At 38.6% G+C, this 26,842-nt stretch carries 23 protein-coding genes; 11 read left to right on the top strand and 12 right to left on the bottom strand.

The window, feature by feature from the left end; genetic code table 11:
- Positions 1-127: 127 nt before the first annotated feature.
- Positions 128-1,087: a DUF6340 family protein gene (locus EHW67_RS18440; RefSeq protein ID WP_158285144.1), complete on the top strand. Its 960-nt coding sequence runs from the start codon at positions 128-130 to the stop codon at positions 1,085-1,087.
- Between the two features lie 71 nt (positions 1,088-1,158).
- On the opposite strand, the gene EHW67_RS18435 is transcribed toward EHW67_RS18440, so the two are convergent.
- The 4 genes from EHW67_RS18435 to EHW67_RS18420 are packed head-to-tail and all read right to left on the bottom strand — an operon-like array spanning position 1,159 to position 6,249.
- A complete protein-coding gene (locus tag EHW67_RS18435; RefSeq protein WP_126163855.1) occupies positions 1,159-2,979 on the bottom strand; it encodes an ABC transporter ATP-binding protein in 1,821 nt (606 codons plus the stop codon).
- Positions 2,979-4,688, bottom strand: a complete 1,710-nt coding sequence (locus EHW67_RS18430; protein ID WP_126163854.1) for a phospho-sugar mutase — start codon at positions 4,686-4,688, stop codon at positions 2,979-2,981. Before EHW67_RS18430 ends, EHW67_RS18435 begins: the two co-directional genes overlap by 1 nt.
- Positions 4,689-4,732: 44 nt before the next feature.
- Positions 4,733-5,689: a glycosyltransferase family 2 protein gene (locus tag EHW67_RS18425; protein ID WP_126163853.1), complete on the bottom strand. Its 957-nt coding sequence runs from the start codon at positions 5,687-5,689 to the stop codon at positions 4,733-4,735.
- A 35-nt stretch (positions 5,690-5,724) separates the two neighbouring features.
- Positions 5,725-6,249: a DUF4199 domain-containing protein gene (locus EHW67_RS18420; protein WP_126163852.1), complete on the bottom strand. Its 525-nt coding sequence runs from the start codon at positions 6,247-6,249 to the stop codon at positions 5,725-5,727.
- A 168-nt stretch (positions 6,250-6,417) separates the two neighbouring features.
- On the opposite strand from EHW67_RS18420, the gene EHW67_RS18415 reads away from it, so the two are divergent.
- The 3 genes from EHW67_RS18415 to mtaB all read left to right on the top strand — a co-directional run bounded on the left by EHW67_RS18415 (position 6,418) and on the right by mtaB (position 9,510).
- The gene (locus EHW67_RS18415; protein ID WP_126163851.1) at positions 6,418-6,669 is read left to right on the top strand and encodes a type B 50S ribosomal protein L31; all 252 of its coding nucleotides are present in this window, start codon (positions 6,418-6,420) and stop codon (positions 6,667-6,669) included.
- A gap of 67 nt (positions 6,670-6,736) precedes the next feature.
- On the top strand, positions 6,737-7,912 hold the full coding sequence (locus EHW67_RS18410) for a GlmU family protein (protein WP_126163850.1): 1,176 nt from the start codon (positions 6,737-6,739) through the stop codon (positions 7,910-7,912).
- Between the two features lie 266 nt (positions 7,913-8,178).
- A complete protein-coding gene (gene mtaB / locus EHW67_RS18405) occupies positions 8,179-9,510 on the top strand; it encodes a tRNA (N(6)-L-threonylcarbamoyladenosine(37)-C(2))-methylthiotransferase MtaB (protein ID WP_126163849.1) in 1,332 nt (443 codons plus the stop codon).
- Between the two features lie 87 nt (positions 9,511-9,597).
- Here the strand turns inward: mtaB and EHW67_RS18400 are convergent, their stop codons facing one another.
- Positions 9,598-9,891: a GNAT family N-acetyltransferase gene (locus EHW67_RS18400; protein ID WP_126163848.1), complete on the bottom strand. Its 294-nt coding sequence runs from the start codon at positions 9,889-9,891 to the stop codon at positions 9,598-9,600.
- A gap of 164 nt (positions 9,892-10,055) precedes the next feature.
- Between EHW67_RS18400 and EHW67_RS18395 the strand changes: the two genes are divergently transcribed.
- The 3 genes from EHW67_RS18395 (at position 10,056) to cls (ending at position 13,266) form a co-directional block, all read left to right on the top strand.
- A complete protein-coding gene (locus EHW67_RS18395) occupies positions 10,056-10,733 on the top strand; it encodes an alpha/beta fold hydrolase (RefSeq protein WP_126163847.1) in 678 nt (225 codons plus the stop codon).
- 113 nt (positions 10,734-10,846) lie between these two features.
- On the top strand, positions 10,847-11,803 hold the full coding sequence (locus EHW67_RS18390) for a lytic transglycosylase domain-containing protein (RefSeq protein WP_126163846.1): 957 nt from the start codon (positions 10,847-10,849) through the stop codon (positions 11,801-11,803).
- Complete coding sequence (gene cls, locus EHW67_RS18385; protein WP_126163845.1) at positions 11,803-13,266, top strand: cardiolipin synthase; 1,464 nt, start codon at positions 11,803-11,805, stop codon at positions 13,264-13,266. Before EHW67_RS18390 ends, cls begins: the two co-directional genes overlap by 1 nt.
- 104 nt (positions 13,267-13,370) lie before the next feature.
- Here the strand turns inward: cls and EHW67_RS18380 are convergent, their stop codons facing one another.
- Entirely contained in the window at positions 13,371-13,886 is a 516-nt protein-coding gene (locus EHW67_RS18380) for a DUF2892 domain-containing protein (RefSeq protein WP_126163844.1), read from the bottom strand.
- 2 nt (positions 13,887-13,888) lie between these two features.
- On the bottom strand, positions 13,889-14,773 hold the full coding sequence (locus EHW67_RS18375) for a DUF6263 family protein (protein WP_126163843.1): 885 nt from the start codon (positions 14,771-14,773) through the stop codon (positions 13,889-13,891).
- 207 nt (positions 14,774-14,980) lie between these two features.
- Here EHW67_RS18375 and rpmH point away from each other — a divergent pair, with 207 nt between their 5' ends.
- Together rpmH and carB are read left to right on the top strand one after the other, a co-directional pair.
- Complete coding sequence (gene rpmH / locus EHW67_RS18370) at positions 14,981-15,142, top strand: 50S ribosomal protein L34 (RefSeq protein WP_126163842.1); 162 nt, start codon at positions 14,981-14,983, stop codon at positions 15,140-15,142.
- A gap of 102 nt (positions 15,143-15,244) precedes the next feature.
- Positions 15,245-18,097, top strand: coding sequence for a carbamoyl-phosphate synthase large subunit (gene carB, locus EHW67_RS18365; RefSeq protein ID WP_126163841.1), 2,853 nt, complete (start codon positions 15,245-15,247; stop codon positions 18,095-18,097).
- Between the two features lie 163 nt (positions 18,098-18,260).
- Here carB and EHW67_RS18360 read toward each other — a convergent pair whose 3' ends face one another.
- The 3 genes from EHW67_RS18360 to EHW67_RS18350 form a co-directional block, all read right to left on the bottom strand.
- Entirely contained in the window at positions 18,261-20,108 is a 1,848-nt protein-coding gene (locus tag EHW67_RS18360; RefSeq protein WP_126163840.1) for a Xaa-Pro dipeptidyl-peptidase, read from the bottom strand.
- A 119-nt stretch (positions 20,109-20,227) separates the two neighbouring features.
- Complete coding sequence (locus tag EHW67_RS18355) at positions 20,228-20,971, bottom strand: YoaK family protein (RefSeq protein ID WP_126163839.1); 744 nt, start codon at positions 20,969-20,971, stop codon at positions 20,228-20,230.
- A gap of 249 nt (positions 20,972-21,220) precedes the next feature.
- Positions 21,221-21,907 (bottom strand): arylesterase, encoded by a 687-nt coding sequence (locus EHW67_RS18350; RefSeq protein ID WP_126163838.1) that lies wholly within the window; start codon positions 21,905-21,907, stop codon positions 21,221-21,223.
- Positions 21,908-21,978: 71 nt separating this feature from the next.
- On the opposite strand from EHW67_RS18350, the gene EHW67_RS18345 reads away from it, so the two are divergent.
- Together EHW67_RS18345 and EHW67_RS18340 are read left to right on the top strand one after the other, a co-directional pair.
- A complete protein-coding gene (locus tag EHW67_RS18345) occupies positions 21,979-22,668 on the top strand; it encodes an ABC transporter ATP-binding protein (protein WP_126163837.1) in 690 nt (229 codons plus the stop codon).
- A 47-nt stretch (positions 22,669-22,715) separates the two neighbouring features.
- A complete protein-coding gene (locus EHW67_RS18340; RefSeq protein ID WP_126164146.1) occupies positions 22,716-25,217 on the top strand; it encodes an ABC transporter permease in 2,502 nt (833 codons plus the stop codon).
- A gap of 99 nt (positions 25,218-25,316) precedes the next feature.
- Here the strand turns inward: EHW67_RS18340 and EHW67_RS18335 are convergent, their stop codons facing one another.
- Both EHW67_RS18335 and EHW67_RS18330 read right to left on the bottom strand, forming a co-directional pair.
- Positions 25,317-25,778: a MepB family protein gene (locus EHW67_RS18335; protein WP_238389986.1), complete on the bottom strand. Its 462-nt coding sequence runs from the start codon at positions 25,776-25,778 to the stop codon at positions 25,317-25,319.
- A gap of 47 nt (positions 25,779-25,825) precedes the next feature.
- Positions 25,826-26,788, bottom strand: a complete 963-nt coding sequence (locus EHW67_RS18330; protein WP_126163836.1) for a metallophosphoesterase family protein — start codon at positions 26,786-26,788, stop codon at positions 25,826-25,828.
- Positions 26,789-26,842: the final 54 nt, after the last annotated feature.

The following is a 26,842-nucleotide window of genomic DNA, read 5'->3' as shown; positions in this document are numbered from 1 at the left end:
TCTAAACCTTTTTTGTTTACACCTTTCAGGACAGAACATTGGCACGTTTTGTATGCGATTGCTTATTTTGGGCCACTTGGTTCTTATAGTAGCCTGTAGTCCCACCAAGTCAATTGTCCTTCAAACAATGGAACCTTCCCCGGTACATATTTCCAAAAACATTAAACGCATAGGTATCATCAATAGAAGTCAGCCCTCAGATCAGCTGAAGGACGACACCAGTATAAACAGTGTGGTTGCCATTGAGGAACAATGGCTTGAAGAAAAGGGTAGGAGTGCAGCCTTGACCGGCTTATTTCAAAAATTGTTAAAAGATAGTCGCTTTCAATCTGTTAATATACTGGATTCCATCCCCCAGGAGCTTATGAATTTTGAGATGGAAAATGATTCCATTTCCTGGGCAATGATCAATGATATTTGTAATACCTATGATGTGGACGCTGTATTCTCTATGTCGTTTTTTGATACGGAAACCAAAGTATCACTGAAGAAAACTTCCATGATGCAACCCAATCTAATGCGGGTAAAGGTAAAAGTAAAGGCCCAAGAGATTACACTGGAAACCCTTATTGAAAATGGTTGGAGAATTTATTACCCTAAAGGCAAGAAAATAATTGATGAGTTTGTATTAAATAATCAAATCGTATCCACAGGAAAAGGAGAAAACCCATGGGAAGCCTATAGGGCCATAGAAGGCAGAAGGGACACCCTGGTGAAACAGAGCAAGGTGGCAGGCAGCAATTACGGTCAACGTTTATTACCCTACGAAGATAGCGTTGAGCGACAATACTATGCAAGAGGTAGTCAAAACTTAGACATGGCTCACACATTTATGGAGTCTGGGGACTGGCAGGGGGCATTCCAATTATGGGAAAAGGAATTGGAAAATACCAATCCTAATATTGTGGGTAGAGCCTGTTATAATATGGCCGTCAGATACGAGATCAATGGAGACTTGGATAAGGCAATGGAATGGGCTTCAAAAGCGCATTCAGATTATAACAACAAGAATGCTTTGGCGTATTTGGACAAACTAAAATACAGGTCCTCCCAGAACCAAATATTGGAAAAGCAACTATCAAAGTAATCCTTTGGGAACCTTCCTTTTTCTACACAGACAATTGGCTAATAGCCTTATTTAAAAACAAACCAAGACAACTAAAAAGATTGCATACCTACCAACTTTTTATACATTCCGTCTTGGGCTAAAAGTTGTGTATGGGATCCCTGTTCCACAATCTCACCCTTTTGCAAAACTACAATTGTATCGGCATTTTGAATGGTGGAAAGCCTATGGGCAATTACAATAGATGTTCTATTCTGCATCATTTTTTCCAAGGCATCCTGTACCAAACGTTCACTTTCCGTATCCAAAGCAGAAGTAGCCTCGTCCAGGATCATTATGGGAGGGTTCTTAAGGACTGCCCTGGCTATGGACAGACGTTGTTTTTGCCCTCCACTCAATTTATTGCCACTATCCCCAATGTTTGTGTTATAGCCCTGTGGCAACTCTGAAATAAAATTATGTGCATTGGCAATTTTGGCGGCCTCAATAATTTCCTCCTCCGTTGCACCTTCTTTACCTAGTCCAATATTATTTTTAACCGTATCATTGAACAAGATGGAATCTTGGGTCACCAACCCCATTAGATTCCGAAGCGACTTCTTGGTTAGATTTCTGATATCAACACCGTCTATCCTTATTTCCCCTTCATTAACGTCGTAGAATCGGGTCACTAAATTAGCTATGGTACTTTTTCCACTCCCTGATTGCCCAACGAGGGCTACGGTCTGTCCTTTTGGCACCTGTAGGTTAAATTTTTTCAAGACGTATTCATCTTCATACTTAAAGGAAACGTTATTAATTTCTATTCCCTCATCAAATGTAGTCTTGGCAATAGCATCTTTATCTTCTATAATAGGATTATCGGTTTCCAATATTTGAAGCACGCGCTCTGCAGCCGAATTTCCCTTTTTTACTCCAAATGAAGCCTTGCTTATAGACTTCGCGGGCGTTAAAATATTATAAGCAAGTCCCATATAAGCAATAAACGAAGAGGCGTCCAATGTTTTCTCTATCAATACCATTTTACCCCCAAACCACAGGAGTACCCCTATGACCAAAATTCCCAAAAACTCCCCTGTTGGTGAGGCAAGATTTTGTCTGTTCAACAAGGTATTGGAGAAATTGAAAAACCTTTTGGTGGAATTGGAAAATGTTTTGTAAAATCTAGACTCGGAATTAAAGGCTTTTATTACCCGTAAACCACCTAAGGTCTCTTCTACGATGGACAAAAATTCCCCTTGTTCCTTTTGCACCCTGTCCGATTTCTTTTTTAGGGTTTTCCCAATCCTAGAGATAATCATCCCAGCAATTGGAATAAAGATAAAAACAAACAAGGTAAGCTTGGTACTAATACCAAACATTATTAGGATAGTAAATACTATGGTTAGCGGCTCCCTTACTATAAGCTCCAATATAGATAAAAAAGAATGCTGTATCTCCAGTACATCGGAGGTAATCCGGGCTATTACATCACCTTTTCTTTTCTCGGAAAAGTAGGATATGGGCAAGTCCACAATTTTGGCATACATCTTATTCCTAATGTCTTTTAAAACCCCATTTCTTAAAAAGGTAATAAAATACATCGCCAGATAGTTAAAGAAATTCTTTAAAAGAAAAAGTACTAAAACCAGCCCTATTACCAACACCAATCCTTTCATTTCGTCGTCTCCGGAATAGGCATTGACCCTGAAATTGATATAGTCCTGTAAATAGTCCTTTAACTGCCCTATCCCCGTGTATGTAGGCTCTTCCAAGACCTTCTTTTCTGGCTTAAAAAGAACATCCAACATAGGAATCAATGCCGCAAAGGATAGCGCACTGAACAAAGCATAAAGTATATTAAAAAAAATGTTTAAAAAACCGTATTTACGGTAAGGTTTCGCAAAGCGAAGAATTTTCTTAAAATACTCCATTAACCTATTTTAAGTTCTTTGAGGATTCTTTCAATTTTAGCATCCAGTTCGGCATCTACTTTTTTGTAATCTGCAGCATCTTTCAATTTTGTATTAATACTAAAATAGAACTTAATTTTAGGCTCCGTACCACTGGGCCTGGCCGCCATTTTGGTACCATCCTCGGTAATATAGATCAGTACGTTGGATTTAGGAATATCTATAGGTGTTACTTCCCCTGTTAATACATTTTTGGATGTTGCCGTGTTGTAGTCTTCAACAGTCACCACCTTGGAACCATCAATGGATTCAACCGGGTTATCCTTAAAATCGATCATCATCTGTTTAATTTCCTCAGCCCCGGACATTCCTTTTTTGGTCAGGGAAATTAATTTTTCCTTATAAAATCCATATGCCACATAGCAATCTATTAGATCTTTGTAAAAGGAACTGCCGTTGGCTTTTGCATTGGCTCCGATTTCACAGGCCAATAGGGTAGAGGTCACGGCATCTTTGTCCCGTACAAAATCGCCCACCATAAAACCAAAACTTTCTTCGCCACCACCAATAAATGGCTGGTCTGGAAAATCCTTGATCATTTTGGCAATCCATTTAAAACCGGTAAGGGCCGTCTTGCACTCAATACCATAGCCCTTGGCCAAAGAATCCATCATAGGGGTAGACACAATGGTAGAAGCAATAAATTCTTCTCCACTAATGCCGTCTTGCTTTCTTTGGTCCAATAAAAATTTGGTCATCATAATCATGGTCTGATTCCCGTTAAGGATTTCCATGTCCCCTTCCAAATTACGGACTGCAACCCCCAATCGGTCACTATCGGGATCGGTACCTATTACCATATCCGCCCCAATTTCCTCGGCCTTTTTAATGGCCATGGATAAGGCTTCGGGTTCTTCTGGATTGGGGGACACCACGGTTGGAAAATTTCCATCCGGTTTGGCTTGTTCCTCAATAACAGTAACATTTTTGTACCCAGCACGTTTCAACACTTCTGGTATTACTGTTATAGAAGTACCATGTAAAGAAGTAAATACTATCTTAAAATCATCCTTGCCCTTGGCATTGAAATTTCCATTTTTAACAGAAGCCTCTATAAAGGCTTCATCTACCTCCTTGTCTATTAATTCAATAAGGCTGTCATCTGCATTAAACTTTATGTCTTCAAAAGAAAGGCTATTTATTTCGCTAATAATCTCACCATCCTGTGGCGGTACAATCTGCCCTCCATCGGTCCAATAAACCTTGTATCCATTGTATTCTGGTGGGTTATGCGAAGCTGTTAGGACAATACCGGCATGGCAATTAAGATGTTTTACGGCGAAAGATAATTCGGGGGTGGTCCTTAATTCGGAAAAAAGGTATACCTTAATATCATTGGCTGCCAATACCTGGGCTACCGTTCTCGCCAAGGTATCGCTGTTATGCCTGCAATCATAAGCAATAACAACCTTGATCTGTTGCCCTTGGTATACTTGATTTAAATAGTTGCTAAGCCCTTGGGTACTCTTTCCCAAGGTGTATTTATTAATTCTATTGGTTCCGGCCCCCATTATTCCACGCATACCACCGGTACCAAATTCTAGATTCTTATAAAACCTATCTTTTAGCTCCTCAGTATTGGAATCCATTAATCCACGAATCTCTTTTTTTGTCTTATCATCGAAAAAATCGGTTAGCCAATTTTCGGCATTTTTTAGTACGGTCTCCATAGTTATTTGGTCTTAGATATTCTTAAAAATACGAATATATTCTATTATTTTTTAGTGATATTTATTTCTTCCGTGATATTGTAGCGTGTTTCATTTTTTCTGGACCTTACCATAATTTCCCCTAAGAAACCCGCGAGAAAAAGTTGCGTTCCTATTACCATGGCTACCAGTGATATATAGAACTGTGGACGCTCTGTAATGAGTCGGCCAAAAGGGTTTATAAAAACCTTGTCAATCCCCAAATAAAGAGCAAATCCAAACCCTATAGTAAACATTAAAACACCCAAGGCACCAAATAGATGCATAGGTCTTTTACCAAATGTAGAAACAAACCAGATAGTAATAAGGTCTAAAAATCCATTTATAAATCGGTCCATACCAAATTTGGTCTTGCCGTATTTTCTGGCCTGATGCTGTACCACTTTCTCATCTATTCTGGAAAAACCGGCACTTTTGGCCAGCACAGGGATATAGCGGTGCATTTCCCCTGATACCTCAATGGTTTTAATAACCTCCTTTTTATAGGCCTTTAATCCACAATTAAAATCGTGTAAACTGACGCCCGATGTTTTTCGAGCGGCCCAATTAAATAATTTGGAAGGCAAATTTTTGGAAATTATTGAATCATATCGCTTTTTCTTCCAGCCAGAAATAAGCTCATAACCTTCTTTTGCGATTAGCTCATACATTTCTGGGATTTCCTCTGGGTTATCCTGTAAATCTGCATCCATGGTAATCACTACATCCCCTTCAGCCGCTTTAAAGCCTGCATGTAATGCCTGCGATTTGCCAAAGTTTTTTAAAAAGCGAATTCCCTTTACATTGGGATTGGAGGCAGCCAACTTGCCAATTATTTCCCATGAGCTATCGGTACTTCCATCATCAATGAAAAGTATTTCATATAAAAAATGATTGGTGTGCATTACACGCACAATCCAATCATGAAGTTCTATTAACGATTCTTCTTCGTTGAGTAAGGGAATTATTATGGATATATTCATTCGGTACTAATGGAAAATCTTTTCAAAAGTACAAATTACTGAATAGTTTCTTGCTTTTTTAAAATTAATGCTGGAATTAGCGATAATAAAAAGCTGGCCACAACACTATAAATTAGACCAAACATGATTTGCATGGAGGGAGTGGTGAACTTTTTTCCCATTTCCATTTGTGCATCAATCTGCTCTGGAGTCATTTTTGTAGTTTCCATCAGCAATCCTTTTTGGTATTCCATGGCCTTATTCATCATTTCAGGGTCTATAAGACCTGCCATGACCTGATTGAAAATAATACCTATAATACCCCCTACCAAGCCTATACCAACACCTATCTTTAATCCCTGTCCAAAAGAAACAAAACCATTATTATCCTTTTTAAACTGAATAATTCCAATGGTAATCAAGGAAACGGTAATAACAAGGCTAACCCCCAGAACCAGCATCCCCCCTTGATAGTGCATATCCAAGGAATATAACATTAAGGCAAATACTACACTCAATGCTCCTAATATAAGCCCATAGGTTAAAGCATATTTTCCTGTTTTTGGTTTTGTTTCATCCATAAGGCGTACAATTTATTGGTTTAAAATAGTTAGTGGCAAAGTTGTTAAATTTGTTACATCTAAAGTTAAGATATTTTTATTTTTCTTTTTTAGGATTAAAAATTGTTCTTTTCAGAAAAATAATTAAATTTGCAGCCAGAAATTAAGAAGGAACAAACGTTTTTTACAATGAAAAAAGATATACATCCAGAGAATTATAGATTGGTAGCTTTTAAGGACATGTCCAATGAGGAGGTTTTTATTACCAAGTCTACTGCTAATACCAAAGAAACTTTAGATGTTGATGGAGTTGAATACCCATTGATTAAATTGGAGATATCCAGAACTTCACATCCATTCTATACTGGTAAAGCCAAACTCTTGGATACAGCAGGTCGTATTGATAAGTTTAAAAGCAAATACGAGAAATTCAAAAAATAATAATTTCTTTACAAAAGAGTTATTAAGTCACGCCCTTGCGTGACTTTTTTTGTTTTAAATTTATAGTATGAACTATATTCTTTTTGATGGTACCGTTAGAAGATCCCTACTGCCATTTACCTTTACCAGGCCAGTAGCAGATATTAGAATTGGCATTTTGACCATTAGGGAAAAGTGGGAAAAATATTTGGGCAATACCACTACTACGATAACCGAGGATTATCTTTCTGAAAGATTTCCGATGGTAGAAATGGAAGAAAACGTTCTGATCAATGCTTCCTTTCTGCCCAGTGCTGAATTAGTAAACCTGGTTGTAAATCTAAACCCTCAAGAAGCCGTATTTTACGAAGAGGAGGTTATTGCCTTCTATGCTGAAGAGACGCAGGATGATGTTGATCTGTCTACCTATAAGCATATTGAATATAAAGGTCACGTATTAAGAATAGAAAACACTTGGGACATTTTCTCTAAAAACGGTGAAGCCCTGCAGGCGGACTTTGACCTTTTGACCGAAGGCAGAAAAAGCGCACCCATTTCCAAGACCAATAGATTAATAAACCCCGAAAATATATTTCTTGAAGAAGGGGCTAGCGTGGAGTACAGTATATTAAACGCTTCCGACGGACCTATTTATCTAGGCAAGGACTCTGAGGTATGGGAGGGGAATCTCATCCGGGGAGGCTTCGCCCTTTGCGAAAAGGCGGTGGTTAAAATGGGTGCTAAAATTTACGGCCCCACAACAGTAGGCCCCTATAGCAAGGTGTGTGGCGAAATTTCAAATTCTGTTCTAATAGGGTATTCCAGTAAGGGCCATGAAGGCTACCTTGGCAATTCCGTACTTGGAGAATGGTGTAATATAGGGGCCGATTCCAATAATTCCAATTTAAAGAATAATTACGCCAAAGTGCGTTTATGGAATTATGATAGCGAGAAATTTGAACAGACTGGACTACAATTTTGTGGCCTTATGATGGGAGACCACAGCAAAACGGCTATTAATACCATGTTCAATACAGGGACGGTCATAGGGGTAAATTGTAATATCTACGTACCTGGATTTCCAAGAAACTTTGTCCCCAGTTTTAGTTGGGGCGGGGCTTCCGGTTTTACTACCTACCAACCCAAAAAAGCCTTCGAAGCAGCCAAGGTCATGATGGCCAGAAGGGGAGTGGAGTTCAATGATATGGATGCCAAAATCCTCAATCACGTTTTTGAGGAAACAAAGAAATGGCGCAAGGAATAACCGTCTAAGGGCCAAGTAATCAAACTATAGCTTATAAGGTATAGAGGTTTTTAATTATTGGTATATTTGCATTGTTTTTATGAAATAGGGCACAGCATTATGTAAGAGCAAAGAGCAGACGTAGGCTTAATAATTTAAACCCCTTAGGCCTAAATTATATGTTTTCAAGGGGCAAATTACCAGGTCAACACTTAGAAAACCTAAACTTACCCTAGTATCCTAAAGAACAATTGGGAAAATCCCAATAATAGAAAAAAAATAAATGCATGAAAAGAAAGGTCGCATTTTATACTTTGGGCTGTAAGCTCAATTTTTCGGAAACCTCTACCATTGCAAGGGATTTGGTTGACGAAGGCTTTGAGCGTGTGGATTTTTCCGAAAAAGCCGATATGTATGTTATCAACACTTGTTCGGTTACGGATAATGCGGATAAACGCTTTAAGTCTATTGTAAAACAGGCTCAAAAAATAAATCCCAATGCCTTTGTAGCTGCTATTGGGTGCTATGCACAACTTAAACCTAAAGAGCTGGCGGCGGTAGACGGGGTAGACCTGGTTCTTGGAGCCACTGAAAAATTTAAGATCGCCAACTATGTAAACGACCTTTCCAAGAACGATTTTGGAACGGTACATTCCTGCGAAATTCAAGAAGCAGATTTTTATGTGGGAAGTTATGCCATTGGAGATAGAACCAGAGCATTCTTAAAGGTTCAGGATGGCTGTGATTACAAATGCACTTATTGCACCATTCCCTTGGCCAGAGGAATATCAAGAAGCGATACCCTGCAAAATGTTCTTAAAAATGCAGCAGAAATATCAGCAAAGGGAATTAAGGAAATTGTGCTTACGGGTGTTAATATAGGAGATTACGGCAAGGGTGAATTTGGTAACAAAAAACATGAGCATACTTTTTTAGATCTAGTGAAAGCACTGGATACGGTTGAAGGCATTCATCGTTTACGGATATCTTCCATTGAACCTAACCTACTCCGAAATGAAACAATTGATTTTGTGGCCCAAAGCAATTCTTTTGTACCGCATTTTCATATTCCACTGCAGAGCGGGAGTGATGCTATTTTAAAATTAATGAGCAGGCGTTATTTGAGCAGTCTGTATGTAGACCGCGTAAAAAGAATAAAGGAGGTAATGCCCCATGCCTGTATTGGCGTAGATGTTATTGTTGGATTTCCAGGAGAAACCGATGAACGTTTCCTTGAGACCTATAATTTCTTAAATGAATTGGATATTTCATACTTACATGTTTTCACCTTTTCAGAAAGGGACAACACCAAAGCCGTGGAAATGGATGGCGTAGTACCCAAAAAAGTAAGGCAAAAAAGAAGCAAGATGCTACGTGGACTTTCAGTTAAAAAACGCAGGGCATTTTACGAAAGTCAATTGGGTAGCATACGCACCGTGCTGTTTGAGGCAGAGAACAAAGAAGGGTATATTCATGGCTTTACGGAGAATTACGTAAAGGTGAAAACTCCTTGGAATCCAGAATTGGTAAACACCTTACAGCAGTTGAAACTCAATGAAATTGATGAGGAAGGTATGGTGAGAGGTATAGCGATGCAAGAAATAAGTACAACTGCTTAACCCTTAAAGCCCTTAGATGCCGTAAATGAATATGGACAGAAATAAAAAAACCTCTCGCAATGGAGAGGTTTTTTTTAAAAAATCTTTTTAGATCCTTATCCCTACAGGTAGCATTTCTTTGTACTGCCTATTTTTACGTAAAAAACCCGCTATTTGTGGGCTGGTAGGAACAACTCGTAAATTTTGGTCTTGAATGTGGTTCAAAACACTTTTAATGAAACCTTCTTTAAAACCTTCCAATGTAATTTCTTCAGGAATAACAAGCTTGGTTAAAAAGACTTTGCGCTCTTGGGAAGAATACTCAATTTTAGCTAGGTGCCCATCTACCCTAGCTTCAAATTGCCTTAAGAAGCCATTGTCCTTAATTTCTACTCTGTTCATATAGTTTGATTTTAAATAATGATTAATTTTAGATCACAATGTTCTCCAGTTATAATCTAGTTATATAGTACAATTAAATAATTAAAGTAAACACATAAGAAGGGACAAATAAGCCAAGACTACGAAGTTAGTGAAAAAAAAGTAATTTTCCTATTTTATCTACCATGTCAAATTCAATCAAAGATCAACAAAAATTACATGTTTACTTTATGCCAGGTATGGCTGCAAATCCGTCTATATTTGAAAACATATGTTTACCGGACGATACTTTTGTCATACATTATTTGGACTGGATTATACCCGACAAAGGAATTAGCTTGGAAGACTATGCCTTAAAAATGTGCAGCTATATAAAGCATAATAATGCCGTTCTGGTAGGGGTTTCCTTTGGTGGCATATTGGTCCAGGAAATGTCCAAACATATTCAAGTTAGGAAGGTGATAATAATCTCCAGTGTTAAGGACAATACCGAACTCCCCAAAAGAATGATATTTGCCAAGTACACCAATATGCACAAGCTCTTGCCAACAGGTTTGGTAAACAATGTGGAACTCTTGGCAAAATATGCCTTTGGCGAAACGGTAACCAAGCGTTTGGCGCTATATGAACAATACCTATCTATTAGGGATAAGTATTACTTGGACTGGTCTATTCACAACATTGTTAATTGGAAGCAAAGTAGGCCCATGAAAAATACAATTCATATTCATGGTGAAAAAGATCCAGTTTTCCCAATTGGGCATATTAAAAACTGTATAAGTGTTAAGAATGGCACGCATACCATGATAATACACAGGTTTAGATGGTTTAATGAGCACTTGCCCACAATTATTTTGCAATAAGGCAGTTGTATTTAATATCTTTGGGGTATACCCATGTAGATTACTTTATCATTAAAGGATTTATTGGGGCGCAAGAAGATGGTGGTTTAATTTAAATTCTAATAATTGTACAAATGAAAATTATTAAAAATGTTTTAATGTTGTTAGGGGTTTTCTTCGTGGGAAGCACCTTGATATTTGCCGTGCAGAATCAGTATAAAGAAACAGATATGGTGTTGAAAAAGTCCGATCCCGAAAGTAAGGTTGGGAATAATGAGGGGTACCGCATAACGGCCATTGAAATCCCAGAAGATTTAAATTTTGCGGGAGAGCCCGTACCCTTTGATGATCCAGAAGTGTTGGAACGGGTAGACCGGGAGTTTCTAGTGAACACCTATTGGCAGTCCAATGCCCTATTACTTATGAAAAGGGCCAATAAATACTTTCCCATTATAGAGCCAATACTTAAGAAAAATGGCATACCTGATGATTTTAAGTATTTAGCATTGGCAGAAAGTGGACTCCAGAATGTAGTATCACCAGCAGGGGCTACCGGTTTTTGGCAGATTATGAGGGCTACAGGAAGGGAATACGGCCTAGAAGTGAATTCCAACGTAGATGAAAGATATCACATAGAAAAATCTACCGAGGTGGCCTGTAGGTATTTAAAGAAATCCAAGGAACGTTTTGGAAGCTGGACTTTAGCAGCAGCGGCCTATAATGCAGGTGCAGGCGGTATTAGAAAATATATGGGAATCCAAAAGGTAGATGGGTATTACGATCTGTTATTGGGAGAAGAAACAGGTAGATATGTTTTTAGGATATTGGCCATTAAAGAAATTCTTTCGAATCCAGAGAAATACGGATTCCATTTGGAAGAGGATGATATGTATACCGCAGTACCAACTTTTAATGTGGAGGTGGACGAGCCAGTGGCCAATTTTGCCGATTTTGCCAAAGAATACGATATAAATTATAAGATTTTAAAACGACACAACCCATGGCTAAGGGAGCCACACCTTAACAACGCCTCAAAAAAGAAATATACCATTGAGGTCCCCGTTAAAGGGTATTACAAAGTATCTAAATAATGTTGACCTTCCTAAATGACAACCTATGGTCATTACTTTTAGGAATTAATTACATATTGGTTATCGTTTTTTCGGTCTTGATCGTTCTTAAAAATAAGAATCCGGTCAAGACCTTATCATATCTTTTTGTTTTAGCAACACTGCCATTTGTAGGTCTATTGGTCTATTATCTCTTTGGACAGGACTACAGAAAGGATAAGATATTTGAAAAAAAGTATGTGGAAGACAATGAGCAACTAAAAAGGTGGCGAAATAAATTTAGTCTGGATAAAGAAGAAAGACAGGACCTTAAAGATGTTTTTGGAGAAGGTGTATACAAAATATACCGATTAATGAGAAACAATGAAAAGGCTGTACTAACTTATGACAATGAGGTGGACATCCTTATCAATGGAGAAGAAAAATTTAGATATTTAAGAAAAGACCTGGCCAATGCCAAAAAACATATTCACCTAGAGTATTTTGTTTTGTTTGACAGGGGATTGGGCAGTGAAATTATAGATATCTTATGTAAAAAAGCCAAAGAAGGGGTTAGCGTAAGATTAATTTACGACGATGTAGGTAGCGATATTTCAGCTGCTTCCAAAAGAAAACTGTCCAAAAACGGAGTGAAGCATTATCCCTTTATGCCTGTTTTATTTTCTAATTCTACCAGTAAATTAAATTATAGGGACCATAGAAAAATAGTGGTCATAGATGCTTCTATAGGCTACGTAGGCGGAATTAACATAGATCAGAAATACGACAATAGCTTTAACAATAAAAGATATTGGAGAGACACCCATTTACGAATAAAAGGTGGGGCAGTAGGAGCCTTGCAATCCTCCTTTATCTTAAGTTGGAATTTTGCTGCTGCCGATAACATGGAAATAGATACGGAATTATTGCCTCAGCACAAACCTGATCCGCATGACCCCATAGCTGTGCAAATGGCTTCAAGTGGACCGGATAGTGATTGGGCCAATATTATGGAGGCAATTTTCTGCGCCATAAATTCGGCCAATAAAAGCATTTTGATCACTACTCCTTACTTTATACCCAATAGCCAAATATTAACGGCCCTGACAACAGCAGCTAGAAGCGGTGTGGAAATTAAGGTGATTTTGCCCTATGAATCCGATTCTTGGGCTGCCCAATATGCAACAGATTCCTATATAGAAGAGTGTCTACACTCCGGAATAAAAATATATAGATATCGCAAAGGTTTTGTGCACGCCAAAACCTTGGTCATAGATGACGTACTCTCCAGTGTTGGAACCGCTAATTTGGATTATAGAAGTTTTTCTATGAATTTTGAGATCAATGCCTTGATCTATAACAAGGGAATTAACCGTAAGATGCGGGAACAGTTCAATGAAGACCTTAATGATTGTGATGAAGTTCTATTGGAGCGATGGAAGAATAGAAGCATAAGAAGAAAACTTCAGGAATCGTTTAGCAGATTATGGGCCCCATTACTTTAACAACTTCAGGTTATACTCCAAACGATTGCGGGGTATGCAACCATAAAAAAAGGACAACATTAATCCTATGTTGTCCTTTTTTAGTACTTATAAGATGTCTTAACTTAAATTTTCTTTAATTGCTGTTGCATCATTTTAATCTGTTCGGACAACATATTTTGCTTGTCCAACTTTTTGGCTTCATTCAAAAGGGTAGTGGCTTCCCGCTTTCTCCTTTTTTGCATTGCTATACCCGCTAAACTCAGCTTGGCCATGGCTACATCATAATCCATATTAAGACCAAACTTCAAAGCCTTTTTAAAATATTTTTCGGCCTGGGTAAGGTTGGTCTGCGAAAAAATAATACCGTTTAGATAATTATAGTAGCCATTCTGTTTCTGGGTAAGGGCCGTATCAGGATTTTTTATTTTATCGAGCCATTTTTTTGTTCCTTCCAAATCCTGTTTTCGCATCTTTAAAAAGGCTAAAAGGATTATTTCATTCCTAAAATAAAGGAAAATAAATATGGAGGACAGTAGAATCAAGGAAATTCCGTTTCCAATATTACCTTCTATAAATTGATAGACCGCATACGCAATAATAAGAGCTGCGATAACTAATTTTAAATTTTTGTTGAACATATTTAATTGTTAATTAATTGGTAAGTTACTTTAGATTTTATGGTTGTAGGTATTTCCTGATCTGGCATTTGAGGCATTGAAGATACTCCAGTTGATTCCCCTTCTACGGTCATATTGATAATAAAACCCGTAGATAAATCGGCAAGGATCTTGGTGGCCTGTGATCCATTTAGTTCCATACTAGTATTAGAGTCATTTATATTCATCAATACTGTGGCCTTTCCACTAATTCTTGCCTGATTGCCTTCTAGATCTTCCAAGGTCCAAATATTGACGGTCTTTAATTTACCCTCATAGGCATTCTCCCACTGATCATTTACTTCCACTTTCTTATCAGGATAAATAAAGGTCATTTGCTTATAGCTATTGGATAGGGCCTCTGATCCAAACTCATTTTCCAGGGATTTTTTCATCATATTAATGGAGAACTCGTCCTCCAAACCAGAAGCACGCGCCATTTTGGTTACCAAACTATCACCACCAACCACTTTAAGGATATTGCCGTTCTTGGCTAAAACAATTTTTACAGGATTGTCCAATATGGTATTGAATATTTTGGATTGCATATCCTCAGAATTCACCTCTTTAGCCTTTACATTCATCAATTCTCCCTGAATACTGGAGGTCATTTTCAAGTTTAGATCCTTAAAGGTCAAGGCAACATCATAGCCCGAGCCATTCAATTCAAGCACTTTAAATTCCAGAATACCATCAATATGGTTAATGATCTCGTGGGTGGCACCGTCCAAATCCTGTACAATCTTTTGTTCAGCATCCTGTTTAATATTAAAGACATCCCCTTTTTTTAAGTGATATTGTAATGTGGTCTGCCCAAAAACAACCGTTTGGCAAAGGATGCAAACCAACAATAATAGAAAGCGAGTCATGTTCAAGATTCATTCTGATTAAGCCCATGCAAAAGTAATAAAATCCTATTGGCCTAAAGGCTGGCAGTCATAAAAAAATATTTTTTTAATTAGACTTGTCAATGCAAAAACTCTTTGTATATTTGCACCCGGATTTTGCTCTGGATTAAAGCAAAATTCAAAAAAAGTAACAAAAGAAATATAAGCTGACTATAAAAATACGCTACGATGAGCAAAAGAACATTTCAACCATCAAAAAGGAAGAGAAAAAACAAACATGGTTTTAGAGAACGTATGGCTTCTGTCAATGGAAGAAAGGTTCTAGCTCGAAGAAGAGCTAAAGGAAGAAAGAAATTAACTGTATCTTCTGAACTGAAGCACAAAAAATAATGATTATATTGTTTTTTTAAAATAACAAGGTGTTACTTTTTCCAGAGTAGCACCTTTTTTTTGCCCAATTCCCTTTTTTTTATATTGTAAATTTTAAGTAACATGCCCAAAAGAAAAGATTTAAATTCTATTTTAATTATTGGTTCTGGTCCTATTGTAATTGGTCAGGCCTGTGAGTTCGATTATTCTGGTACACAAGCCTTACGGTCATTGAGAGAAGATGGTATAGAAACAATTCTTATCAATAGTAATCCTGCCACCATCATGACCGACCCTACTATGGCGGATCATGTGTATTTAAAACCTTTGACCACAAAATCCCTGATAGAGATATTGGAAATTCATCCCAATATTGATGCGGTTTTACCAACTATGGGTGGCCAAACAGCTCTAAACTTGTGTATAGAAGCAGACACCAAGGGAATCTGGGAAGATTATAACGTACAAATTATTGGTGTTGATATAGATGCTATCAACATCACCGAAGATCGGGAAAAATTCCGTGAACTAATGCTTAAAATAGGTGTTGGTATGGCGCCACAGGCTACTGCAACGTCATTTTTAAAAGGTAAGGAAATTGCCCAGGAATTTGGTTTTCCACTGGTTATTAGAGCTTCCTATACCCTTGGTGGAGCAGGAGCCTCTATAGTATACAAACCTGAGGATTTTGACGAACTCCTTAGTCACGGCTTGGAAATATCCCCAATTCATGAGGTGATGATTGATAAGGCCTTAATGGGGTGGAAAGAGTACGAATTGGAATTGCTTAGGGACAAAAATGACAATGTGGTCATTATTTGTACCATAGAAAACATGGATCCCATGGGAATACATACCGGGGACTCCATTACCGTAGCCCCCGCCATGACCTTATCTGATAAAACGTTCCAGAAGATGCGGGACATGGCCATTAAAATGATGCGTAGCATTGGTGATTTCGCGGGAGGTTGTAACGTTCAATTTGCGGTTAGTCCAGATGAAAAAGAAGATATAATTGCCATAGAAATTAACCCTAGGGTTTCTAGATCATCGGCTTTGGCATCCAAAGCAACAGGATACCCTATCGCCAAAATTGCTGCAAAGTTGGCAATTGGATATAATTTGGATGAGTTGGGCAACCAAATTACCAAATCTACATCCGCCTTGTTTGAGCCTACCTTGGATTATGTGATTGTTAAGATACCACGTTGGAATTTTGATAAATTTGAAGGCTCGGACAGAACCTTGGGACTACAAATGAAGTCTGTAGGGGAAGTTATGGGTATAGGTAGATCTTTTCAGGAAGCACTGCACAAGGCCACACAATCCTTGGAAATAAAGAGGAATGGCCTAGGTGCCGATGGCAAGGGGTATACCAATTATGATGAAATAATCAGCAAACTTACCATACCTAGTTGGGATAGGGTTTTTGTAATCTATGACGCCATACAATTGGGTATTCCACTCAGCAGGATCCATGAAATCACAAAAATTGACATGTGGTTCCTAAAGCAATATGAAGAACTATACCAACTGGAAAAAGAAATTTCTAACTACAATATAGAATCGCTTACCAAAGATTTACTATTAGAGGCTAAGCAAAAGGGGTTTGCCGATAGACAAATTGCCCACATGGTAGATTGTTATGAAAGCGAGGTGTACAATAAACGTGTAGCCCTGAACATTAATAGGATCTACAAATTGGTTGATACCTGTGCGGCCGAATTTAAGGCCATGACTCCTTATTATTACTCTACCTTTGAAGCAGAAATAGAAACTCCGGATGGAAATAAATTTGTTGAGAACGATAGTGTTGTTACCGATAAGAAAAAAATTGTAGTCTTGGGCTCCGGACCTAATCGTATAGGTCAGGGAATAGAATTTGATTATTGCTGTGTGCACGGTGTATTGGCCGCTTCTGAATGTGGTTATGAGACAATTATGATCAATTGTAATCCGGAAACAGTTTCAACCGATTTTGATATCTCGGACAAACTCTATTTTGAACCAGTATTCTGGGAGCATATCTACGATATTATTAGACATGAGAAACCAGAAGGAGTAATAGTACAGCTAGGAGGGCAAACAGCTCTTAAGCTGGCAGAAAAACTGGAAAAATACGGTATCAAGATTCTTGGGACCAGTTTTAGTGCACTGGATCTGGCCGAAGACCGTGGAAGCTTTTCCAATCTATTGGCAGAGAACAACATTCCATTCCCAAGATTTGGTGTTGCCGAAACGGCAGATGAAGCCCTTTCACTTGCAGATGAACTGGACTTCCCTTTATTGGTAAGACCATCCTACGTTTTGGGAGGACAGGGAATGAAAATTGTGATCAACAAAGAAGAGTTGGAATCGCATGTAGTAGACCTACTGCGTAAGATACCCAATAACAAATTGCTTTTAGATCACTATTTGGACGGAGCCATAGAGGCGGAAGCGGATGCAATTTGCGATGGGGAGGATGTTTATATTATAGGTATAATGGAGCATATAGAACCTTGTGGTATCCATTCAGGGGACTCCAATGCAACCTTGCCACCATTTAACCTTGGTGAATTTGTAATGCAACAAATTAAGGACCATACCAAAAAAATTGCCTTGGCATTAAACACTGTCGGGCTAATCAACATTCAATTCGCAATAAAAGATGATATTGTTTATATCATAGAAGCCAACCCTAGAGCTTCCAGAACAGTACCTTTTATAGCAAAGGCTTATAAAGAACCTTATGTAAATTATGCTACCAAAGTAATGCTGGGAGCTAAAAAGGTTAAAGATTTTAATTTTAATCCTAAACTGGAAGGGTACGCTATAAAACAACCGGTATTCTCATTTAATAAATTCCCTAATGTAAATAAGAATTTAGGACCTGAAATGAAGAGTACAGGTGAGAGTATTTTGTTTGTGGACAGCTTAAAAGACGATGAGTTTTACAACTTATATTCTAGACGAAAAATGTATTTGAGCAAGTAGATCACTTTATTTGCAAAGGTTTTTGGGGTTTTTCCCCTAATAACAGAAACTCCTTTTTCCGGTAATTAAACTGGAAAAAGGAGTTTTCTTTTTATGAAGGTTTGGATTTTTCTATCAAATTAACTGGACCAACAGTTTATCCAAAATGCCATTCTATCAATATCTATTCAGAAGCTTTTTTAAAAGCCTCCACTCCACCAACTATAGGTAAAGTTAGGGTAGTGGCATCAAGGTCCACGGTCAATTCAGTCCCTGGTTCTGGCCATAATGTAAATTCCCTATCGGTAGAAAAAATCATGAGACCTATCTGTTGCCCTTTAGGTATGATTTGATCATCTGGTATTAAATCAAATGATACCTTATAGAATTTACCAGGAACCAAGGGTTCTCCCTTGGTAATTGAGCTATGGTTCTGCGGATCGGCCCAGCCCCTTGTAATAATATTGTTGGTAATCTTTGCATTTTTACTGTCATCCCAAGGCAGGGAAACTAACCATACCGATAAATTGGCAGCAGCCTTACTACTAGATAATGAAATACTTATTTTTGGAGTCCCAGAGAGATGAATATCCTCTGTAAGCTTAGGCGAAACATAAAGTAAGCGATGATTCGTATTTTCGGCCTTTGCCAAGGTTGCCCCGGAAAATGAAAAATTATCCACTAGAGTTTCAACTCCTTGACCTATTTTCTTTTCAACACTTATAGCACCTTTTTCAGGAGCTCCTTGTTGTAGATAAAAAGTAACCGCTGAGGCTTCTGGGTTTGGGTAGTCCTCATAGGGGGTTGGATTTTTTTTATCGTCATTTTCCCGCACTATCCACGACTTCGGGTCCTCTTCAACACCATTTTGGATACCGTGAAGATACCTACTAAACCATCTGTTCATCATCTTTAGTGGTGGTTCTCCACCATGCCCGTTCTGATGGTAGTAAATCTGGGTTGGCAGCCCTTTGTCCTTGGCTGCTTTATAGATCCTATAACTATGCTCTGGCATCACATTCCAATCATTAAATCCGTGTGCCATCAATAAGGCAGCCTTCATAGGCTTCATATCATGTAAATAATCCCTTCCCTTCCAAAAATCGTTATAATCTCCGGTTATCCTATCCATACCGTTTTTCATCTCGGTATCCCTAACCACCTTATCACTGTAGGCTCGTTTGGATTCATCCCCACTATGTATAAAGTCGTACAATACATCTATATCTTCTCCCAAGTACCCCCCTGGTGAACGTACCAGACCATTGGACCGGTAGTAGTGATAGTAGGAAGTATTGGGAGCGATGGGGATAATGGCCTCCAAGCCTTTTACTCCCGTTGTAGCTGCTGCCAAAGGAATGGTCCCATTATAAGAGGTTCCTGTCATACCAACTTTACCCGTAGACCAATACGCCTTCACCTTTTTGTTACCATAAGGCTCTGTATAGCCCTTTCCACGACCGCACAACCAGTCAATAACCGCTTTTGGCGCCAAGGATTCATTGTCTCCCCCCACAGTAGGTGACCCTTGTGATAGTCCCGTCCCAGGGGAAGAGGAGTGCACCACTATATACCCTCTAGGAACCCATTTTTGAATATGTGAATTGGAGATAATAGGTCTTTCTCCAATTCGTGTTACAACAGGGTGCAGACGCTTTTTGGGAGTAGCTCCCAATTCATGTCTCACATCCCAAAAAATATCTTGCAAGTTGGGTGCAACCCCCGCAAAATAGGGGCTACTTATATAAATAACAGGTAATTTAAGACCTTCTGTTTCCGTTTGTTGCGGCCTAGTAACAGACACGTGCATTCTGTCCTTTTTCCCATCACCGTCGGTGTCAAATTCGGTTTCAACCCAAAGATCGTGACGTATCCATTTGGTTTCATCATTAAACCCAGGTACCACCTGGGCCTCACCATCCTTAAAAATAGGAACGGATTTTGCTTCCAATACAGCTCCCTTTTTCTGAGCACTTACAAGTGATAGGAAACCAAATAAAAAAATTAAAATTGCAATGTTGTTCTTTTTCATAAATGTATATTAATTAATGTGCTAAAGCCTTGTTATAGGCTGCAATTAGCGAAAATAAGCTCGTTTTGCCTAAGCTCCAAAAATAAGGGTAGTCTTGTTATTTATTTCCCATTACCTCTTCATGGTTTTCCAAATGTCTTTTTATAGGCATACTTTCTTCTGGCCAAAAGAACCTTAAATTTTATATGATCATAAACCAACCCTAAAACCAAAAGTAATGCTGCTACAATAAGGCCCCTGAATTTTATTTGGGAATACAGAAATCCTCCAGAAATCCCGCCCAAAAAGAAAAAACAAATAATATATAACCGCAGTTTTATGGTGGAAACTATATTCTTCCTATCCAAATACTTTTTCGGAAACATTAATTGTGACAATTCAATTCCCAAATCGGTAAAAAGCCCGGTTAAGTGTGTGGTCCGAACAACGGCCTTCGATATATTGGTAACAAAGGAGTTTTGTACCCCCATTGCAAACAACAGTAAACAAGCGATTAAATTAGGGGAGGCCAACCATATAATATCGGCCAATACCGCAATGAGCAAAAGTGTTCCTATTTCCAAGGTAGCAGGCAATACATATATATTGAACTTTTTGCCTCTATAGGTCAGTTCAATTAATACACTGGAAATAAAAGACCCCAAAAGAAAGGAAAGTATATAAACCAAATAAACACTACCACCCCAAAGTTCCCATTTAAATATTTCATCAATAAAAAAAGCAAAATGGCCTGTCACATTGGTCGTAAGTTTTTGTAGGGATAAGAACCCTGTAACGTTAACCATACCAGCAACAAATGACAAAAGGGTAGCAATTCTAAGATTGTGTTTGGCTGTTCTGTTTTTTCCTTGATGTCTGAACATTAATGCTACTGCTTCTTAAATGATTGCCAAATGTAATTGATTTCTCCAGGACTTGCACTCCAAACTAAAGACCAAAGACAAACAAGACACCTAAACCTGTATTGATACCAACCACCAACACATGCCCGCTAAAATTCCATCCCAATAAAAATAGGGCATTAACGGTATGGTTTAGTTAGGTAAAGTTATAGCTTTTTTGGGGATTAACTTATAGGGGTAATTGTAAAAAAGAAGCCCTTTACCAGAAGACTATTTTATGGCCTTAAGGATAATCGGCCAGATATTATCGGCTATAATTTTCTGACCTTCGGCAGTAGGGTGAATACCGTCTGCTTGGTTTAATTCTGGATTTCCAGCAACATCCTCAAGTAAAAAGGGGATCAGACCTATTTTATTCTTCTGGGCCAATGATGGAAATATCTCCCTAAATGTTGTTGTGTATTCTTTTCCCATATTGGGCGGAATCTGCATTCCAGCCAGAACAATGGCTGCATTGGGCCTTTTTTGCTTAACTACATCTATTATATCCTGTAAGTTTCTTCTTGTTTCCTCAAGAGGAATACCCCGTAACCCATCATTGGCCCCCAATTCCAAAACAAAGAGATCCACATTTTCGTTTAACACCCAATCAACCCTATTCTTGCCACTTGCAGTAGTCTCTCCACTAAGGCCTGCATTTACAACTTCATAGGCCAAACCCATAGAATCTATTTTTTGCTGTATCAATGCTGGGAAGGCTTCATTGGGGTCGAGCCCCATTCCCGCAGTTAGGCTATTGCCAAAGAACATGATTACCTTTTTAGGGGTGGTTAGTTGCTCTTTCTTTGTACTGCCATTAACTTTCTTTTCATCCGCATCTACCTTCTTATTGGACAAATTGCCGCAGGATGCGCATAAGATCAAAAATAAATAGCAAAAGTTTAACAGGGTTCGCATGTGATATTGGTTTAAAATCAAAATGATTTCCTTATTTTGATCTTTTGTGAAAAGTTTCAATTTATAAATTTATGGCAAAGATATTAAACGTTCATAATTTAGGGAAGGTCTATACCAATGGATCTAAAAAGCTCACCGTATTGGAAGATATTTCTTTTGCTGTAGAAGAAGGGGCCACTTTTTCCATTGTTGGGCCTTCCGGTAGTGGAAAAACCACCTTATTGGGATTATGTGCTGGTTTGGATCAGCCAGATTCCGGAACGGTATCATTGTGTGGTACGGAGATTGGTAGTCTAAATGAAGATGAAAGGGCTGTATTAAGAAATAAAAATATAGGTTTTGTATTTCAAGACTTTCAGCTATTGCCTACCCTTACCGCTTTGGAAAACGTAGCCATTCCATTGGAATTACAGGGCGATAAAAACGCCATGAATAAAGCAATGGAACTCTTGGTCAAGGTAGAGTTGGGAGATCGCATACACCATTACCCGTCCCAACTATCCGGGGGAGAACAACAACGAGTAGCATTGGCCAGGGCTTTTTGCAATAATCCTTCCGTTCTTTTTGCCGACGAGCCTACCGGTAATTTGGACGCAGAAACAGGAGAGAAAGTAATTCAATTGCTTTTTCAGTTAAATGCCGATGCCGGAACAACATTGATCATTGTAACCCACGACTTGGAGCTGGCAGAAATGACCCAGCATATTTTAAGCTTAAAAGGTGGTAGGATTATTGCCAATCAAAAAACGGCCGTACTGTGATAAATAAAGAACTCCCTTTCCAGACAGGATTTCAATGGCTGTTAAAAATGGCCTGGCGGGACGGCAAGGCCAGTAGCCGAAAATTAATGCTTTTTATGGCCTCCATAACTATGGGTATAGCGGCCGTGGTGTCTATTCAGTCATTTGGTGACAATCTGAAAAAAAATATAAATACGCAGTCCAAATCACTAATGGGTGCCGATTTTATTGTGGACAGTAAAAATCCACCTAATGCAAGGGTACAAGAAATCATGGACTCACTTGGAGGCGCTGATGCCAAGGAAATAAAATTTCCTTCTATGGCAGCATTTCCCTCTTCTGGCGAATCCAAACTGGTTCAGGTCAGGGGAATGCATGGCCCCTTTCCGTTCTATGGAAGCTTGGAAACCACCCCAACTTCAGCTGCTTCTACTTTTCAGGCGCAAGATGCCGCATTGGTAGATGCCACGGTAATGGTACAATATGATCTAAAAGTAGGGGATAGCATAAAAGTAGGGGACATTACCTTTCCCATAGCGGGAACATTGAATTCAATACCAGGAAGTTCGGGCATTTTTAGTTCCGTGGCACCTCCTGTATTGATACCCTACCAATTTGTTGAAAAAACAGGATTGATCCAAAAGGGAAGTAGGCTGGAATATGAGTTTTATTTTGTAGCCAAGCCCGATACGGACCTTAAGCAATTGGACAAGATTTTAGACCCACAATTGGATGCAGAGGGTGCAGATTTGGACACCCACACTTCAACCAGTGCCAGTCTGGGCCGTAGGTACAACAATTTTGGGAAATTCTTAAACTTGGTAGGTTTTATAGCATTATTGTTGGGGTGCGTAGGAATAGCCAGTGCCATAAATATTTACATTAAAGGTAAATTGCGTTCTGTTGCCGTTTTAAAATGCCTTGGGGCAACCAAAAAACAAACATTTTTGATTTTTCTTCTGCAAATAGCAGCACTTGGCTTGTTGGGCGGTTTTGTTGGTACTGTTTTTGGCCTAGTGTTACAACAGCTGTTTCCCCTGCTGCTTAAAGGGCTGCTCCCTGTAGATGTGCAATTGTATATGGCTCCGCAAGCTATTGTTATGGGGTTGTTACTGGGATTATTCATGTCTGTTTTGTTTGCCCTATACCCATTGACAAGCACCTTATATGTCTCTCCATTACAGGCCCTGAGGGTACAGGAAGTGACTAGGGCCAAATCTAAAAAATGGGCTTTGTTGGTGATGGGAGGAATTTTTATATTCTTACTACTATTCTCTTTTTTATTGCTAAAGAATTGGAAGTATTCACTTTCCTTTATGGCCGGAATAATTGTTACGTTTTCTATTCTTACAGGGGTGGCATCCGGAATAATGAAGTTAATTAAGAAGTATTTCCCTACCTCTTGGAGTTTTGGGGCGAGACATAGTTTATTAAACCTTTTTAGACCCAACAATCAGACCTTGACTTTGGTTCTCGCCATAGGCATAGGTACATTTTTAATTAGTACCCTGTATTTTACCAAAGATTTTCTGTTGGCGAAGTCTTCTTTAGGAGAACAAAACAATAGTCCTAATATGATCCTTCTGGATGTCCAAACAGGGCAGAAAGATGCCATAACCGCTACTATTAAGGACAAAGGCATTCCCGTTTTAAGTGATATCCCCATAGTTACTATGCGGGTCAATAGTATAAATGGAATGGAAGTAAATGCTATTCGCAAGGATTCTACCACCAATATCCGTAACTGGATTTTAAATCATGAATTCAGGGTTACCTATAGGGATAGCCTTATTTCCTCTGAAAAGCTGAATTCGGGCAAATGGGTATCCAGTGCCAATATGGAGCAGAATATTCCAATTTCTATCAGTGATAATTTCGCCAGGGATGCAATGGTAGAAGTAGGTGACAAATTAACCTTTAATGTTCAGGGGTTAATTCTGAACACAGTTGTAGGCAGCATTAGGGCGGTGGATTGGGGAAGGATGCAACCTAATTTTTCAATTGTTTTTCCATTGGGCATTTTAGAGGAAGCTCCTCAATTTAGAGTTCTTACAACTAAGGTAGCCAACGAGGAAGATTCTGCATCCTTACAACGCGAATTGGTTAAAGCCTTTCCCAATGTTTCCATCTTGGATTTAAGACAGATACTACAGGTAATTGAAGGCTTATTGAATAAAATTTCCTGGATCATTAATTTTATGGCATTTTTTAGTATTCTTACAGGAATTATTGTGCTATTGGGTGCGGTAAGAACCAGTAAATATCAGCGATTAAAGGAAAGTGTACTATTAAGGACAATAGGGGCCAAGACCAAACAAATATTGAAAATAGTAGCCTTGGAATATCTATATTTGGGGGTATTGGGTGGACTTTCGGGCATATTACTGTCATTGGTTAGCAGCCAACTTCTTGCCTGGTTCGTATTTGAAACTACGTTTACCCCATCTGGTTTTCCTTTTTTGGTACTGTTCCCTAGTATAACACTCCTTGTTTTATTAATTGGACTCCTAAATAGCAGAGGGGTAATAAAAAGTCCGCCTTTGGAAGTATTGCGAAAGGAAAGCAGGTAATTTCAGGAATATGGGTTGATTAACTAGGAATTAATTTTAACACACCTAATCCTATATATGTCCAAATAACACCTTTGCTCTTTTATCCTTTGTTACAATTTATTTCTCACTGTATATAAAATAATTCTTTTGCCACCTCTGGGTACTTTGAGCTGTCTTGTTCATGGGTTTGCTCCATGGTGGATATACACGAAAACCGCGTTTCCCACGGTTTTTGCTAGATGCAATTATTCCCTTTTCAACCAGTATACTTTTAGGAAAAATAAATTGACCCAGAAGGGAACCCTGGCACGAGGTTATTACCAATAAGTCTATACTGTCCGAATCTTTAAAAGGGGTGGTTTGTCCATTTTCATCCCTTTTCCAGACGGTAACGAACTGTCCACATTTTTTGGGTGTAATTTTGGATCGCCTCGCCCGTACCTTCAATGTGCCCAATTCATACGAGCATGCTTCATAGGTTTGGCCCTCCTTTTCCATTTCAAGCTTTGTTATGTATAGGTCACAAGTATCAATGGGCATCAAAATAGCTGATAGATTGGCATTTTGTATTATTTTCATACTAACAAATCTATACCAAAAAATGGTTCAGGCAATGCTTGGCAATACTAAACACTTTTGTTGGCCATTTTAAGTCTTTCTGCCTCCCATCCATGATCAATGTACTCCCAAGAAAAGTCATTTCCCTTTACCTTAATTTTTACAAATCCTTCCTTGGTGTTGTGCCTTCGTCCTTTCCATCCGTTCCCAGCGATAGATCCTCCGGTTAAAAAGTGAAACCTATCATTTACAAAGCCGTATTCTTTCCAATGAATATGTCCTTGTAAGACCAATTTTAGATTGTGGTTTTCCAATATTTTAAAAACCTCAGAAGCATTGGCAACCGACCTGCTACCAGATCCCCCGTTTAATTGGATATAGGTACAAATCATTGGAATATGAGTGGTAATAACTATTGGGGTAGCTTTATCCACTTTGGCAATGTCCTTCTTTAACCACTCCAATTGTTCCTGGTGGTAAAAACCCTTATATCTTTTATTATCCGTAACCTCCAAGGAATTTAGGGTTATAAAATGCCAACCCTTATGATCAAAGGAATAGTAGGTCTTGCCAAAATGCCGCTCCCACATACCGTATTTGTAATCTGGGTGATCTTCAGATTCCGGACTTTCTTCATAAATGGCAAATAGGTCATGGTTGCCTATACAGTTGTATACCGGCATGTTAAAGCCCTTGCTCATTTCCTTGTACAAAGAGAATAGCGATTCGCTTTGTTCGTAATTACCACGCATGGTATCATAGACAAGATCCCCGCCTGTAATTACAAAATCAGGGTTCAATGCATTGACCTTGTTTATGGCCATTTGAAATCCTTTTGGTGCATTCATTTCGGGTTTTATATGGATGTCCGTGAGAAATGCAAATTCGAAGGAGTCTTCATTTTCTACTTCTACTACCTTATCCTTTGATGGTTGACAGGAAACCTGTGTGAATGGAACAGCCACGGCGGCCAACCCCGATTTTATCAAAAACTTTCTTCTGCCAGAAATATTACCGTTATTTTCTTCCATGATTATAATTCATTGGATAATGATACTCTTTGCTTACAGAATCCCCACCTAAGA

The sequence above is a fragment of the Arenibacter aquaticus genome (genome assembly GCF_003957295.1).
Lineage (GTDB): Bacteria > Bacteroidota > Bacteroidia > Flavobacteriales > Flavobacteriaceae > Arenibacter > Arenibacter aquaticus.
The sequence above is the reverse complement of the archived record's forward strand: the minus strand, read 5'-3'. Positions and strand labels throughout refer to the sequence as shown.